At 58.3% G+C, this 15010-nt stretch carries 12 protein-coding genes and 1 tRNA gene; 7 read left to right on the top strand and 6 right to left on the bottom strand.

From position 1 onward, the window contains the following. Window positions 1-58: 58 nt before the first annotated feature. On the bottom strand, window positions 59-643 hold the full coding sequence (locus E3Z29_RS21480; RefSeq protein WP_134786882.1) for a GNAT family N-acetyltransferase: 585 nt from the start codon (window positions 641-643) through the stop codon (window positions 59-61). 127 nt (window positions 644-770) lie between these two features. Between E3Z29_RS21480 and E3Z29_RS21475 the strand changes: the two genes are divergently transcribed. Together E3Z29_RS21475 and E3Z29_RS21470 are read left to right on the top strand one after the other, a co-directional pair. Then, window positions 771-1565 (top strand): exodeoxyribonuclease III, encoded by a 795-nt coding sequence (locus E3Z29_RS21475; RefSeq protein WP_134786881.1) that lies wholly within the window; start codon window positions 771-773, stop codon window positions 1563-1565. Between the two features lie 100 nt (window positions 1566-1665). Next, window positions 1666-2493: an arylamine N-acetyltransferase gene (locus E3Z29_RS21470; RefSeq protein WP_098964667.1), complete on the top strand. Its 828-nt coding sequence runs from the start codon at window positions 1666-1668 to the stop codon at window positions 2491-2493. 2 nt (window positions 2494-2495) lie between these two features. Here the strand turns inward: E3Z29_RS21470 and E3Z29_RS21465 are convergent, their stop codons facing one another. Both E3Z29_RS21465 and E3Z29_RS21460 read right to left on the bottom strand, forming a co-directional pair. Further along, complete coding sequence (locus tag E3Z29_RS21465) at window positions 2496-2828, bottom strand: BrnA antitoxin family protein (RefSeq protein ID WP_098964666.1); 333 nt, start codon at window positions 2826-2828, stop codon at window positions 2496-2498. Window positions 2829-2831: 3 nt separating this feature from the next. After that, window positions 2832-3116, bottom strand: a complete 285-nt coding sequence (locus tag E3Z29_RS21460) for a BrnT family toxin (RefSeq protein WP_027611518.1) — start codon at window positions 3114-3116, stop codon at window positions 2832-2834. 253 nt (window positions 3117-3369) lie between these two features. On the opposite strand from E3Z29_RS21460, the gene E3Z29_RS21455 reads away from it, so the two are divergent. The 3 genes from E3Z29_RS21455 (at window position 3370) to E3Z29_RS21445 (ending at window position 9973) form a co-directional block, all read left to right on the top strand. Then, window positions 3370-4893 carry a nucleobase:cation symporter-2 family protein gene (locus E3Z29_RS21455; protein ID WP_134786880.1) on the top strand — a complete coding sequence of 508 codons (1524 nt, stop codon included), beginning with the start codon at window positions 3370-3372 and terminating at the stop codon, window positions 4891-4893. 278 nt (window positions 4894-5171) lie between these two features. Continuing rightward, complete coding sequence (locus tag E3Z29_RS21450; protein ID WP_098964661.1) at window positions 5172-5687, top strand: hypothetical protein; 516 nt, start codon at window positions 5172-5174, stop codon at window positions 5685-5687. Window positions 5688-6040: 353 nt separating this feature from the next. Then, window positions 6041-9973 carry a hypothetical protein gene (locus E3Z29_RS21445; RefSeq protein WP_134786879.1) on the top strand — a complete coding sequence of 1311 codons (3933 nt, stop codon included), beginning with the start codon at window positions 6041-6043 and terminating at the stop codon, window positions 9971-9973. Between the two features lie 372 nt (window positions 9974-10345). Here the strand turns inward: E3Z29_RS21445 and E3Z29_RS21440 are convergent. Next, window positions 10346-10421, bottom strand: a tRNA-Asn gene (locus E3Z29_RS21440). A gap of 228 nt (window positions 10422-10649) precedes the next feature. Here E3Z29_RS21440 and E3Z29_RS21435 point away from each other — a divergent pair. Further along, window positions 10650-10880, top strand: a complete 231-nt coding sequence (locus E3Z29_RS21435) for a hypothetical protein (protein ID WP_003226459.1) — start codon at window positions 10650-10652, stop codon at window positions 10878-10880. On the opposite strand, the gene E3Z29_RS21430 is transcribed toward E3Z29_RS21435, so the two are convergent. After that, window positions 10877-11077 (bottom strand): hypothetical protein, encoded by a 201-nt coding sequence (locus E3Z29_RS21430; RefSeq protein ID WP_003226457.1) that lies wholly within the window; start codon window positions 11075-11077, stop codon window positions 10877-10879. The genes E3Z29_RS21435 and E3Z29_RS21430 overlap by 4 nt on opposite strands. Before the next feature lie 226 nt (window positions 11078-11303). Then, window positions 11304-12500 carry an amino acid aminotransferase gene (locus E3Z29_RS21420; RefSeq protein ID WP_027611521.1) on the bottom strand — a complete coding sequence of 399 codons (1197 nt, stop codon included), beginning with the start codon at window positions 12498-12500 and terminating at the stop codon, window positions 11304-11306. Between the two features lie 337 nt (window positions 12501-12837). Between E3Z29_RS21420 and uvrB the strand changes: the two genes are divergently transcribed. After that, on the top strand, window positions 12838-14853 hold the full coding sequence (gene uvrB / locus E3Z29_RS21415) for an excinuclease ABC subunit UvrB (RefSeq protein WP_007969222.1): 2016 nt from the start codon (window positions 12838-12840) through the stop codon (window positions 14851-14853). Window positions 14854-15010 lie beyond the last annotated feature (157 nt).

Genomic DNA, 15010 nt, shown 5'->3' with positions numbered 1-15010 from the left:
CTTTGGTCTGACGGCCGCAGCTGTTGGTGCCGATTGGCTGACGGGCGGTTGTCGAGCCTCAGCCTCGATCCTCAGCCAGTTTCTGCTCCAGCACCTGCCGCACCTGCGGCCACTCGTCATCGATGATGCTGAAACGCACCGAGTTACGCTTGCGGCCGTCGGGCATGATCCGCTCGTGGCGCACGATGCCTTCCTGTTGCGCACCGAGGCGCAGAATCGCGTTGCGCGACTTCTGGTTGTTCTCGTCGGTGGTGAACTGCACTCGCACGCAGTCGAGCACCTCGAAAGCGTGACGCAACATCAGGTATTTAGCTTCAGTGTTGACGAAGGATTTCTGCCAGCGTGCCGAGATCCAGCTGCTGCCGATTTCCAGCTTGCGATTGAGCGGGTCGATCTTCCAGAACCGGGTCGAGCCGATCACTTCGCCGCTATCCTTCAACACGATCACAAACGGCATGACCGTGCCGGCATCACGGCCGTCGAGGGCTTTTTTCAGATAGCTGTCGATGGTGCTCGCCGACGGCACCACAGTGACGGTGAGGTTCCACAGTTCGCCGTCGGCGGCAGCGCGGAGCAGGGCGTCGGTGTCGCTGTACTGAAGTGGACGCAGGAGGATGCGCGGGCCTTGCAGCGTGGTGAGCATGGAGGCGAGTCTCGGCAGTTCGGGGCAGTGACGAGCGCCTATTACGCCGCAGCCGGTTGATCCGATGCAACCACCGCCGTTAGCACAGGGTCACAAATTTCACACCTTGTTCGCCGGAGCCTGGACGATGAAAAACCTGCGGATCGCCACATTCAACGTCAACGGCCTGCGCGCACGCTTGCCGAACCTGCTGCAGTGGCTCAAGCGCGAGCAACCGGACATCGCTTGTCTGCAGGAACTCAAGTCGGCCGACAGTGCATTCCCCGCCGCCGAACTGGAAGCCGCCGGCTATGGCGCAATCTGGCACGGGCAGGCGTCGTGGAACGGCGTGGCGATTCTCGCTCGCGATGCGCAGCCGCTGGAGAGTCGCCGCGGTCTGCCGGGCGATCCCGAGGACAAGCACAGCCGTTATCTGGAGGCGGCGGTGCACGGTGTGTTGGTCGGCTGCCTGTACCTGCCCAATGGCAATCCGCAGCCCGGGCCGAAGTTCGACTACAAACTGGCCTGGTTCGAACGCTTGATCCGCTACGCCAAGGATTTGCAAAGCAGTGATCATCCGGTGGTGCTGGCTGGCGATTACAACGTGGTGCCCACTGACATGGACATCTACAACACCCGTTCCTGGCTCAAGGATGCGCTGCTGCAACCCGAAAGCCGCGAGTGTTATCAACGACTGCTCGATCAGGGCTGGACTGATTCGCTGCGCCATCTGTATCCCGACGATCGCCTCTACACCTTCTGGGATTATTTTCGCCAGCATTGGCAAACCAACTCCGGTCTGCGCATCGATCATCTGCTGCTCAACCCGGCACTCAGCCCGTATCTGCACGAGGCCGGCGTCGACGCCTGGGTGCGCAACGAACCGCACGCCAGCGACCATGCGCCGACCTGGATTCGCATCGGTTCGCGCAAGCGTCGGTAGCGCTGATTGGCGAAATCAATTGTCGGAGTCCGGGGGCGATCCCGTATACATGTCGGCCAGCGGCGCAACGATCCGCGGCCACATGCAAAAGGACTGAGCAATGAGCGAGCCACGTCTGGCGAATCCGACGTTGTACCTGCAACACCTGGGGTTCGACATCCCACCGCCCCCCACACTGACAACCCTGCGGCAGTTGCAGTTGCGCCACACCGGCGTCTTTCCCTTCGAGAACCTGTCGACGATCACTGGCGCGCCGGTGCTGATCGATCTGGCCTCGGTCGAACAAAAGGTTCTCCACGGTGGCCGGGGTGGTTACTGCTACGAACTGAACAATCTGTTTCTGGCGTTATTGCTGGAGCTGGGCTTCGACGCCCGTGGCATCTCCGGGCGTGTGGTGCTGGCGCAACCCGAAGGCACGTGGACGGCGCGTACCCACCGCTTGAGCCTGGTAATCATCGATGGCGAGCGCTACATCACCGACGTCGGCTTTGGCGGTATGGTGCCGACCGCGCCGCTGCTGCTCGATACCGAGGCTGAACAGGCGACGCCGCACGAGTCCTATCGCATCGAGAAACAGGCCGATGGTTACATGCTGCGCGCCAATGTCGCCGGCGAATGGCGCGCGATGTACCTGTTTGATCTGCAACGCCAGGAAGACATCGATTACACGCTCGGCAACTGGTACGTCTCGACCCATCCCGAGTCACCGTTTGCTCAGCGGTTGATGGTTGCGCGCACCGGCGATGGTTGGCGGCGGACCCTGAACAACGGCAGCTTCGCGATTCATCACATGGGCGCCGACAGCGAGCGGCGCGAGGTGGCGGATGTCGATGAACTGCTTGAAGTGCTGGAGCAGGAATTCGGCCTGCGCGTGCCTGACCAGCCGCATGTGCGCCAGTCGCTGGCGCGGATGCTTGTACCGGCCTGATCTCAGGGCTTGGCCTCCGGTTCCAGTACCCGGCGGATTTCCCCGACCGCCGCCGACAGCTTTTTTTCCAGACTCTTGAGGTCGGCGGCGGTGATGCCTTTCTTGAATTGCCCGGAGTGGTGCGGCTCGACGTCCTGCGTTTTGCTGCCAGCCTCCAGCAGGGTATGGCGCAGAGTGTTGTTGATCACCGTCTGATAACCGAACCCTTCGTTTTCCGCCACGCTGCGGGCGGCTTCGATGACGGCGTCATCGAGCATGATGGTGATGCGGGTCTTGCCCTTGGCGGGCGCCAAGGCACCGCGCTTGCCGTGCGAGAAATCGTATTCGTCTTTCATTGATCAAGCCTCCAGAAAATATGCGCGACGTTCGCTCGGTGTGGCGACACGTGCAGAAATGATTCGTACGACGTTGGCCTCGCGATAACTGTACGCAACCACCAGCAAGCGCCCTTTGCCGTCGAGGCCGAGGGTGATCCAGCGCTGTTCGTCATGGTCGTTGTCCTCGATCGTCAGCGCGCGTTCGTCATGAAAGACCGGCTCGGTCTCGGCAAGGCTGACGCCCCTGTGCTTGAGTTTGTTGGCTGCGTTCTTGCTTTTGTCGTACTGAATTTCGAATGACTTCATTATGCATACTTTATATGTATAAAAAAGAGCGCCAGTGCACCGCTGGTCGCCATGAACAATTCAGCCTAGTGCGATAAAAACCGGGGGCAGGAGGGGATGTGTTGCCGGATTTGTGGGAGATGGAGGTGGCGAGATAGAAGCTTGGGTGGCTACCTATCCATTATGTGACTGACAAGTTGTATACAACTCTATGGACATTTGTCCCGAGTATTGAATACAGTGTGCGCATAACAAAAACCAGGGAACCCCCCACATGAAAACGCCCCATGTTTCACACCAACGGCCCGAGGACGAAAATCTCGGGGTCGGCGCGAATATGGCTTACGGCCTGCAACATGTTCTGACCATGTACGGCGGTATCGTTGCGGTGCCGCTGATCATCGGCCAGGCGGCCGGGCTGTCGCCGGCGGACATTGGTTTGTTGATTGCTGCTTCATTGTTTGCGGGGGGGCTGGCGACACTGCTGCAAACCCTGGGTCTACCGTTTTTTGGCTGTCAGTTGCCGCTGGTGCAGGGCGTGTCGTTCTCCGGTGTGGCGACCATGGTCGCGATCGTCAGCAGTGGCGGGGAGGGCGGCTTCCAGTCTGTGCTGGGCGCGGTGATTGCCGCGTCGTTGATCGGCTTGCTGATCACCCCGGTGTTCTCGCGAATCACCAAGTTTTTCCCACCGCTGGTAACCGGCATCGTGATCACCACCATCGGCCTGACGCTGATGCCGGTGGCTGCGCGCTGGGCCATGGGGGGCAACAGCCACGCGCCGGACTTCGGCAGCATGCAGAACATCGGTCTGGCGGCGGTGACGCTGGTGCTGGTGTTGCTGCTGAGCAAAGTCGGCAGCTCGACCATCTCGCGTCTGTCGATCCTGTTGGCCATGGTGATCGGCACGGTGCTGGCGGTATTTCTCGGCATGGCGGATTTCTCCGGTGTCACCCAAGGGCCGATGTTCGGCTTCCCGACGCCGTTCCACTTCGGCATGCCGACCTTCCACTTCGCCGCGATCCTGTCGATGTGCATCGTGGTCATGGTGACGCTGGTGGAAACCTCGGCGGACATTCTGGCGGTCGGTGAGATCATCGGCACCAAGGTCGACTCCAAGCGCCTGGGCAACGGTTTGCGTGCGGACATGCTGTCGAGCATGTTTGCGCCGATCTTCGGTTCGTTCACCCAGAGCGCCTTCGCGCAGAACGTCGGGCTGGTGGCGGTGACCGGGATCAAGAGCCGTTATGTGGTGGCTACCGGGGGCATCTTCCTGGTGATTCTCGGGCTGCTACCGTTCATGGGCCGGGTGATCGCGGCGGTGCCGACTTCGGTGCTGGGCGGCGCCGGTATCGTGCTGTTCGGGACGGTGGCGGCGAGCGGGATTCGCACGTTGTCGAAGGTCGATTACCGCAACAACGTCAACCTGATCATCGTCGCAACCTCGATCGGCTTCGGCATGATCCCGATTGCCGCGCCGAACTTCTACGATCATTTCCCGAGCTGGTTCGCGACTATTTTCCATTCGGGCATCAGCTCCTCGGCGATCATGGCGATCGTGCTCAACCTGACCTTCAACCACTTCACCGCCGGCAACTCTGACCAACAGTCGGTTTTCGCCGCAGCGGAAGAGCGCACCCTGCGTTATCGCGACCTGGCGGCGCTGCGTGAAGGCGATTACTTCAGCGACGGCAAGCTGCACGATTGCGATGGCAAGGAAGTGCCGGTGATCGAGCCTGATGAACACGATCATGGGCATGGCGCGCCGAAGGTGCAGGCGAAGAGTGGCGAGCATGTCTGAGCGCTGACGGCATGAAAAAGGCCGATCTGTTGTGAGACAGATCGGCCTTTCGCTTAGGTAACCGATAATGAGCACAACGTTATCTAGCTTTCCATTCTGGTGGCCAAGGGCAGTCGAATTGGCAGATGAGGCTCGATAACAGATGGGTGTCGAGGCGGTTGCGACCTGCGCGACCGTTCATCGGAAACCCACTCCGACCTGATAGTTCTGACAGTAGCCAAAGTCTTCTATTACTCCCTTAATAACTTCGTCGTCCAACCAATCGATGGAGTTCTACCATGTCATCTACATCGCTAAAACCCCGCGTCGAAGACTTCAAGTCTTATCCAGTGGGTGGAAAAATCTCAGAGTCTGTTGAATTGCTCGAGGGGAAACACACTGAAGCGAGGGTTTTTATCACCATGGGATTGTCTGACAATAATTGTACAGTGACCCCTGAGCCGAGTTTGAAGGCCGAACTGTATGGCCAAGGGAGAGAGGACTACTTTGGGTACGGCTTGACACTGAAAGAGGGGAGTGCCACGAGTGCAAAACTCATCGGCCACGTGTCTTTCCCATCCAGAATGATTATCTATAGGGATTTACTATTGGAAGGGAAGCAATTGGAAGGAGAATCTCTAAAACTATTCGAAGGCGAAGGTGATTTCAAATTTAATGAAAGTATCACCCCAAAAAACGGCAAAGACTTTGATGAAGTAAGATTGCAGATGACGACTACGATTGAAGGTGTGAAGACCTACAGTTTCACGTTGCGTACAATCTCCTTCACACTCAAAGACAATCACCCTTCATAAAGCATCACCGACGTGAAAACCGGTAATCCACGCTCTAGTGCCTCCTCTTGACGGGGAGGCGCTGCTCAAGCTGGCGCCTTATTTCTACGCATGGCGCTATCACTGACGCATTTCTCCCGCCGCCAGCAACTGCTCATGCATTCTCCACGGGTTCGAAAAGACAAGTAGCTGGCCTGTCGAGTGATTCGCTGCTTTCAATGGTGGCGACGCAGCATTGAGGCTATGGGATCGTGCGACCGTTCATCGCAAATACGTCCCTACCTGTAATTTCTGACAGTAGCCAGAGCCGTCATCTTCAGCGCTGAATAACTCCACGCCCTTTGTCTCCCGACAGTTCGCTTGGAGTTCCGACCATGCTCGTTCAGCCCAAGAAGAAAATCTCTGCCCCCCATTCATTGCTGGACCCGATAGTGCTCGGGCGCCTCCTGCCTTCCGGTCAGTGGGGGATCAACCGGGCGGCGGTGTTCACTTTTCCCGACCTCGGCCTGCTGGTCGTCATCCCCGTCTGGGCCACCAAGGCTGTCGGCGATACCGTCAAGCTGCTGCTCAATGACCGTGAGGTCGACGGGCGTCCCATCATTGACCAGACCGAGCTCAAACAACCGACCCTCTTGTGGGTGGCTCCTCGTCATCTGCAGACAGGTCCTTACGAACTCACCTACGAAATCAAACAGCCCAATCAAAAAGAAGAGCGTCCGGACAAGCCCCTCAACCTCTTCGTCAAACTGGAACTCCCCGCTGGCCAGGACATCGACCCGGGCCCTGGTCACTCCAACCTGTACATGTACATTCCCCCGGCAATCGTCAACGGCGGCGTGGACAAAGACGTTGCCGAAGCGGGGGTGCCGATTGTCATCAGGTCCGAGTCCGGCAGCGGCTTGCCTTACCCCGACATCGCCGAGGGCGACGTCATTCATCTCAGTTGGGGTGGCTTTTTTGAGTATTCCACACCGGTGACCCTGGAGCAGATCAACGATCCAGCGGCAAACCCGATATTAATCACGGTCTCCAAAGCCACTATTGAACGGGCTGGTGACACCGACCTCTTCGGTCTGGCGGTCACCTTCAAAGTGCGCGACATCGTCGGCAATGAATCGGAAGACTGGTGCAAGGCAACCCGCATCGTCGTCACCACCGGCATCGACCTGCTGGCCGCACCGATTGTTCAGGAGGCTGTCAATAATGAACTCGACGCCGATAAACAGGGCGATAACGACATCACAGTGCATGTCACGGCCGACCGACCAGACTTCGAGATGAATGACATCATTCACTTGACCATGCTCGGCACCACCCTGGAGGGCGAAAAAGTCGAAGTCACCGCCCTGCCCCAGACTGTCGACAATATCCCGCATAACTACGAGTTCAAGCTGTCCATTGCGGCCGTGCGTAAACTGGTCAATACCCAGGTCAGTTTCTTCTATCGGCTGGAACGCAGCGGCAGCAGTGACCCGTTAGGCTCAAAAAGGCAGTTTGTACAAGTCACCGGCGCAGCCCACCGCCTGGCCGCACCGATCATCGAAGAAGCCGAGGGAGAATTCATCGATCCCACGAAGACACCCATCAACGTCCGCATTCCGTTCGATCCGGCCATCGAGTACGGCATGGGCATCGAGCTGTTCCTGTTGGGTAAAAGCCCGGACGGCAGCACCTTCCTGCCTGAGTTGGAGTGGCACATTCCGGAGGAGGATGAAGTCGAGAATCCCGAAGGTTTTGTCATCACCGTCAATGACTACAACCTCAAGCTGCTTGACGGCGGAACCCTGAAGGGGTGGTACGACCTGCTGATAGCCGACGGCGACGAGATCCTCAGACGGGAGTCGCTGCACACGAAATTGCTCAATGTGGGTGAACCGAAATTCGAGCTGGACGCCCCCATTGTCCTCGGGGTGGCGAACGGCTTCCTCGACCCGGCCACACTGCCCGGCGGTACCAGTAAACTGACCATCCCCAGGCCTGTGGTGAAGCCATGGGTAGCCAACGACGAGGCCACCTGGAAGTGGGTGGGCGACATCTCCGGCGAGGAACCCGGGTCCCGCACATTCAATGCCGTAACCGCCCAACAAGACTGGGTCATCAACCTGGACGCCGCCTTCGTCGCCCAACACATCGAACCGAACCGCGACAATAAAATCACCATCCGCTACCAGCTCTGGCGCCATGCCACAAATGAGACCAGCCTCTCGAATCCATTGGTGTTCACCGTGGGCGTCGCGCTGGACCTGCTCGCCCCCTCGATCAAGGAGAACAACGGCGACAGCGCACTCAACCCGCTGCTGGTCAGGGACACCTTGACCATCGTGGTGCCGGACAACAGCGCGTTGCTGCCAACTGATGAAATCATCGCCACCTGGACTGGTGCACAGGGTACGCCCGCAGGCGGTTCGCACACCTCTGTTCCTCGGCCGCTGGGCAGCAACCGGGAGTTTGCGATTCCGAATAGTGTGGTCGCGTTCAACCTGAACAAAGATGTGAAGGTGTCCTACGTCGTCATCCGCGACAGCAAGCCGCTGCCGTCCCTCGTCTTTGATTTGACTGTGTTGAGCATGCCGCAGAATGAACTGCTCAAACCGATCATCAAGGACGCGGACAACGACGGCGAAGGCCCGGAGTTCAACGTAGGGAATCTGACCAGCAATGCCACCTATCGCATGGGCGTCTGGCCGTTGATTGCCACAGGCCAATATGTCTGGCTGCGCCTGAAAGGGACGAACGCTGATGGCAGCAACTACAACCTGCAGATCCATACGGCACCGGGTTCATACGTCACTGATCAATGGATCGCGCAAGGTTACTACGAGCGAAGCATCGCCCTTGAAGGCTTGAAAAACCTCAAGGATGGCAGCCCGTTGACCATGGAGTTCAAAGCCGCGTTCGGCAAGAGCACGGATGAGAGCGAGGCGGTGGACTTCCCTGTGCGTACTTACATGATCAAAGCGCTTGAGGATGTGCGGCCAGAAATTACCGGTGCGAAAGACTCCAAAGGGAATGAGATTCTCCCGGGCGGCACGACCTTTGACACCTCGATCAAGCTTGAAGGGAAAGGGGCTAAAGGTCAGAAAGTCCTGATCAAGGATGGCAATATCGAGATAGGAATTGCCGACATCGATCCACAGAGTGGTGACTGGGAGTTCCCGGTGACGGGGCTGAGCGCCGACACCCATAGTTTCACCGCTACTGCGCGGTATGGTAATGAGGAGGTATCGCTTCCGCGGATCGTAGTCGTGGTGGCTGCCGACACACCGGCCATCACATCAGTAAAAGACGAGAGCAACTGGAACATCCGCGAAAACGGTTACACCGTGCACACCAGCATCACGCTCACTGGCTCCGCACCGACCGGCCAGGAGGTGGAAGTTTTCCTCGGTGCAGTCTCCAAAGGCAAGGCCAAGGCAGGCAGCAACTCTATTTGGACCCGTACCGTGAGCGGGTTGTCGTTGGACGTGTTGCATACCTTCAAGGCCATTGGTCAATACGCAAATAACCCGCCGTCGAATACCTGGCGCCTGACCGTGTTGAATAGGGTCGTGCCGGCCATCACCGCCGCGCAGGATTCCAAAGGGCAGCCAATCCACGATGAAGGCGCCACTGTTGACCGCACTGTTCGGCTGATGGGGATGGCGACTAAGTATCTTGAGGTGGAGATTTTCGACGGCGCCACCTCCACTGGTAAAAAGGCCAGGGCCGATGACAAAGGTTCATGGAAGGTTGAGCTGACTGGGCTGTCGATCATGCGCCATGATTACAAGGCCGAAGCGTTGTATGGCAACGGGGCGGAGTCGAGGGTGTGGACAGTGTTCGTGATACCGTCTTCCTTTTTCCTTGTCGAAGATTTTCAGTCATATTTAAAAGGGGTTGAAATCAAAGACCCAAAGGACTTTCTAGAGGGGGCGCACACCAAAGTAACGGTTATTACAAACACCACCACTCGCTCGAAAATAGCAGTCTATAACCTTGGCGGCCTGGAATGCATGTTATGGAGCGCTAGTCTCGAGGATAAAATCGAGTACTCCGTCGCACTGAAGCAGGGCAGTGCCAAGAGTGCGACAGTCTACGGTGACTTTGACTTCCGACCATCAGTCCACATCGAACTTCAGTTCCTGCGAAACAGTGAAGTGGTGTCCTCGATGCTATTCCTGCAAGGTGACGGCCAAGATAAATATGCGAGAGAAGTTGTCCCAGCCAGCGGTCAAGCGTTCGATGCATTAAGATTCGTGATGACGCAGAAGAAAACAATAAACGGAATATCGCTTCTCAGAATAAGGATGATCGGTTTCAACGCATAAAAACTCTGTTGCCTTAAACGCACAGAAAAGAGAGTGGCAGGGGAGGGATTCATTAATCCACTCCCCTGACAGTTATTCCTTTGATACAGATTATCCAGCGCCTGATTCACCGCAAATCCCCTAGGGAGTGAGGGACGGATATATATGCTCTCGCCAGAGACGGACCCAAGATACCGTTCGAATTAACTATATAAGTGAGTGTGGAGGGCTGGAGCACGATCTACATCACGGGCAAAAAGCCTAATGAGCTCACGACTCGAGTCCCTCCCTCGAAAGTCGAGATACAAAGAGCTGCAGCAGGTTGCGATCTTTTGACTTTTCGAGCGTCCACAAAAAAGCCCCTGAATCTTGCGATTCAGGGGCTTTGCTATTTGGCTCCACAACCTGGACTCGAACCAGGGACCCAATGATTAACAGTCATTTGCTCTACCAACTGAGCTATTGCGGAATTGGTGCGTATGTTACTGATTCAAAAAGAGAAGTCAAGCCTCGGGTGTAAATTTTCTGCGTTCGGCAGGACGGACGGTGTTTTGTCAGCGATTGGCGGTTACCAGAACCGCCTCACAGGTCTACCATGGTTGCCCGGAAGTGGTGACACGCGCTGCCGGCCATTCGCCGAAAAGGTACGCGCCATGACTCGAACCGTTGTTGTTTCCCTTTCACGCGAGGTGCTCGTATGAGCGTCACGCAAATCAGTCTGCCCAAGGGCGTTGGCCCTCACGCCGAGAAACTCTTCGACGCGATTACCCAGGCCAGCACCGCTGAGGAGTTGAACCGCGCCGGCGGCAAGGCCGAAGGTTTCGTGCTCGGTCTGGAAAGCACCAAGGCGATCAAAAGCCAGATCGCCGAATCGCTCTACGTCGCGTATGACGATGCGGCCAGTCAGCGTGCGACGGAACTGGCTTAACCGCCGAAAGTGATCGTGCCGAGCATCAGTTTGGCGTAAGCGGCGGTGGCGGCCAGTTGCACCAGCCACAGGGCCAGGCCGCCGAGGAAGACGCCCGCTGCGACTTGCAGCACCAGGCTTTTGTCGCGTTTGGCCGTGGTGCGGGGGATGAAGTCATCCAGGTCGTCTCGGTCGGCGCGCAGGTTGTCGTTTTTCATGTTGTCTCTCTTCAGAAATCTCGGGTGTACACAAAACCTGTAGGAGTGAGCCTGCTCGCGATAGCGGTGCGTCAGGCAGTGCAGCCTCAACTGATCAGACGCTATCGCGAGCAGGCTCACTCCTACAGTTTCGATTTGTGTGCAGTTTAGAGGGAATGTTGGATTCCTTCGGACAAATAAAAAACGGGAAGCCCCAAGGCTTCCCGTTTTTCATGGCAAAGCGAAATCAGATGACCTGAACGATCGCATCCGTTACCGCTTTGATGTTGCTCTGGTTCAGTGCCGCGACGCAGATCCGGCCGGTGTCCAGGGCGTAGATGCCGAACTCGTTGCGCAGGCGATGCACTTGCTCAGTGGTCAGGCCGGAGTAGGAGAACATGCCGCGCTGACGGCCGACGAAGCTGAAGTCACGCTGCGGGGCTTTTTCGGCCAGCAGGGCGACCATCTGCTCGCGCATGCCGCGAATGCGCAGGCGCATTTCTGCCAGTTCCGCTTCCCACTGGGCGCGCAGTTCCGGGCTGTTCAACACAGCGGCGACGATGCTTGCACCGTGGGTCGGCGGGTTGGAGTAGTTGGTGCGGATCACACGCTTGACCTGCGACAGCACGCGCGCGCTTTCTTCTTTCGATTCGCTGACGATCGACAGGGCGCCAACGCGCTCGCCGTACAGCGAGAACGACTTGGAGAACGAGCTCGAAACGAAGAAGGTCAGGCCCGATTCAGCGAACAGACGCACAGCCGCGGCGTCTTCGTCGATGCCGTCGCCGAAACCCTGGTAAGCCATGTCGAGGAACGGTACGTGACCTTTGGCCTTGACCACGTCCAGCACGTTTTTCCAGTCGGCCGGGGTCAGATCGACGCCGGTCGGGTTGTGGCAGCAGGCGTGCAACACAACGATCGAGCCGTTCGGCAGGGCGTTGAGGTCGTCGAGCATGCCGGCACGGTTCACGTCGTGGGTGGCGGCGTCGTAGTAGCGGTAGTTCTGCACCGGGAAGCCAGCGGTTTCGAACAGCGCGCGGTGGTTTTCCCAGCTCGGGTCGCTGATCGCCACGACGGCGTTCGGCAGCAGTTGCTTGAGGAAGTCGGCACCGATTTTCAGCGCGCCGGTACCGCCGACCGCCTGAGTGGTGACGATGCGACCGGCAGCGATCAGCGGCGAGTCGTTACCGAACAGCAGCTTTTGCACGGCCTGGTCATAGGCGGCGATGCCGTCGATCGGCAGGTAGCCACGGGAGGCGTGCTGGGCAGCGCGAATGGTTTCGGCTTCGATCACCGCGCGCAGCAGGGGAATTCGCCCCTCTTCGTTGCAGTAAACACCTACACCCAGGTTGACCTTGGTGGTCCGGGTATCGGCGTTGAATGCTTCGTTGAGGCCCAGGATTGGATCGCGGGGTGCCATTTCGACAGCGGAGAACAGGCTCATTATTACGGCGGCTCTGAATGGAGAGTGGAGGGACGTGTCGCGCTCCAGCCGAATGCACTAGAGCGGTGCACAAACGGGGAGCTAGTATAGAGGCCATCACTGAGCAATGGCGACAGGCGATTCAGCTTTTCCGGCAAGTTTTTCCGATTATTTCTTGACCGTTAGTCGATTGACTCTGTCAGAGACTTTACCGGATGTAGGACGTTTGCCTTGAAAGGCGAGGCAATCGGCTCCACATTGAGCACAATCTTCGTTTTTCCTTGGGCGACAACGGTCGTTTGCGGTCATCCCCGCGGCTCGGCTGTTTTCTGCGCGAGCCGCGATCCCAGAGGTGTGTATGTCCGAATTCCAGCTAGTCACCCGCTTCGAGCCCGCCGGCGATCAGCCTGAAGCCATCCGCCAATTGGTCGAGGGCATCGAGGCTGGGCTGGCGCACCAGACGCTGCTCGGTGTGACCGGCTCGGGCAAGACCTTCAGCATCGCCAATGTCATCTCGCAGGTACAGCGCCCGACGCTGGTGCTGGCGCCGAACAAGACCCTCGCCGCGCAGCTGTATGGCGAGTTCAAGGCGTTCTTCCCGAACAACGCGGTCGAGTATTTCGTTTCCTACTACGACTACTACCAGCCCGAAGCCTATGTGCCGTCGTCCGACACCTTCATCGAGAAGGACGCGTCGATCAACGACCACATCGAGCAGATGCGTTTGTCCGCAACCAAGGCGTTGCTCGAACGCAAGGACGCGATCATCGTCACCACGGTGTCGTGCATCTACGGTCTCGGTAGCCCGGAAACCTATCTGAAGATGGTGCTGCACGTCGATCGCGGCGACAAACTCGATCAGCGTGCCTTGCTGCGGCGTCTGGCTGACCTGCAATACACCCGCAACGACATGGATTTTGCCCGGGCGACTTTCCGCGTGCGCGGCGACGTGATCGACATCTATCCGGCGGAGTCCGATCTGGAAGCGATCCGCATCGAACTGTTCGATGACGAGGTCGAGAGCATTTCCGCGTTCGACCCGCTGACCGGCGAAGTCATCCGCAAGATGCCGCGCTTCACCTTCTACCCGAAGAGTCACTACGTGACGCCGCGCGAGACCCTGCTCGACGCCATCGAACACATCAAAGTCGAGTTGCAGGAACGCCTCGAATACCTGCGCAGCAACAACAAACTGGTCGAGGCCCAGCGCCTCGAACAGCGCACCCGTTTCGACCTGGAAATGATCCTCGAACTGGGTTACTGCAACGGCATCGAAAACTACTCGCGCTACCTGTCCGGACGTCCGGCCGGTGCCGCGCCGCCGACGCTGTATGACTATCTGCCGGCCGACGCCTTGCTGGTGATCGACGAGTCTCACGTCAGCGTGCCGCAAGTCGGCGCGATGTATAAGGGCGACCGTTCGCGTAAAGAAACCCTGGTGGAATACGGCTTCCGCTTGCCGTCGGCGCTGGACAACCGGCCGATGCGTTTTGACGAGTGGGAAGGGGTGAGCCCGCAGACCATTTTCGTCTCGGCGACGCCGGGCAACTACGAGGCCGAGCATGCCGGGCGCGTGGTCGAGCAAGTGGTGCGTCCGACCGGTCTGGTCGACCCGCAGGTTGAAGTGCGTCCGGCGCTGACTCAGGTTGATGACTTGCTCTCGGAAATCACCAAACGCGTGGCGGTCGAGGAGCGGGTGCTGGTCACCACGCTGACCAAACGCATGGCCGAAGACCTCACCGATTACCTCGCCGACCACGGCGTGCGCGTGCGTTATCTGCACTCGGACATCGACACCGTCGAGCGGGTCGAGATTATCCGCGACCTGCGTCTGGGCACCTTCGACGTACTGGTGGGGATCAACCTGCTGCGCGAGGGTCTGGACATGCCGGAGGTGTCGCTGGTGGCGATTCTCGACGCGGACAAGGAAGGCTTCCTGCGTTCCGAGCGCTCGCTGATCCAGACCATCGGCCGGGCCGCGCGTAACCTCAATGGCCGGGCGATTCTCTACGCTGATCGCATCACTGGCTCGATGGAGCGGGCGATTGGCGAGACCGAGCGTCGTCGCGACAAGCAGATCGCCTTCAACCTGGAAAACGGCATCACCCCGAAGGGTGTGTTCAAGGACGTCGCCGACATCATGGAAGGCGCCACCGTGCCCGGCTCGCGCAGCAAGAAGCGCAAGGGCATGGCCAAGGCTGCCGAAGAAAACGCCAAGTACGAAGCCGAACTGCGCTCACCGAGCGAAATCACCAAACGTATTCGCGCGCTGGAAGAGAAGATGTACCAGTTGGCGCGGGATCTGGAGTTCGAAGCGGCGGCGCAGATGCGCGATGAGATTGCCAAACTGCGTGAGCGGCTTTTGGCTGTCTGAAGATTTGCAGTGTTTGGTCGGGCCTCTTCGCGAGCAAGCTCGCTCCCACAGGGATTGATGGTGTACACAAAATGTGTGATCACCAAAGAAGCCTGTGATAGCTGACTTGGCCCCATCGCTGGCAAGCCAGCTCCCACAAGGATTGATGGTGTACACA

This window comes from Pseudomonas sp. S150, from assembly GCF_004526365.1.
Classification (GTDB): Bacteria; Pseudomonadota; Gammaproteobacteria; order Pseudomonadales; family Pseudomonadaceae; genus Aquipseudomonas; species Aquipseudomonas putida_A.
The sequence above is the reverse complement of the archived record's forward strand: the minus strand, read 5'-3'. Positions and strand labels throughout refer to the sequence as shown.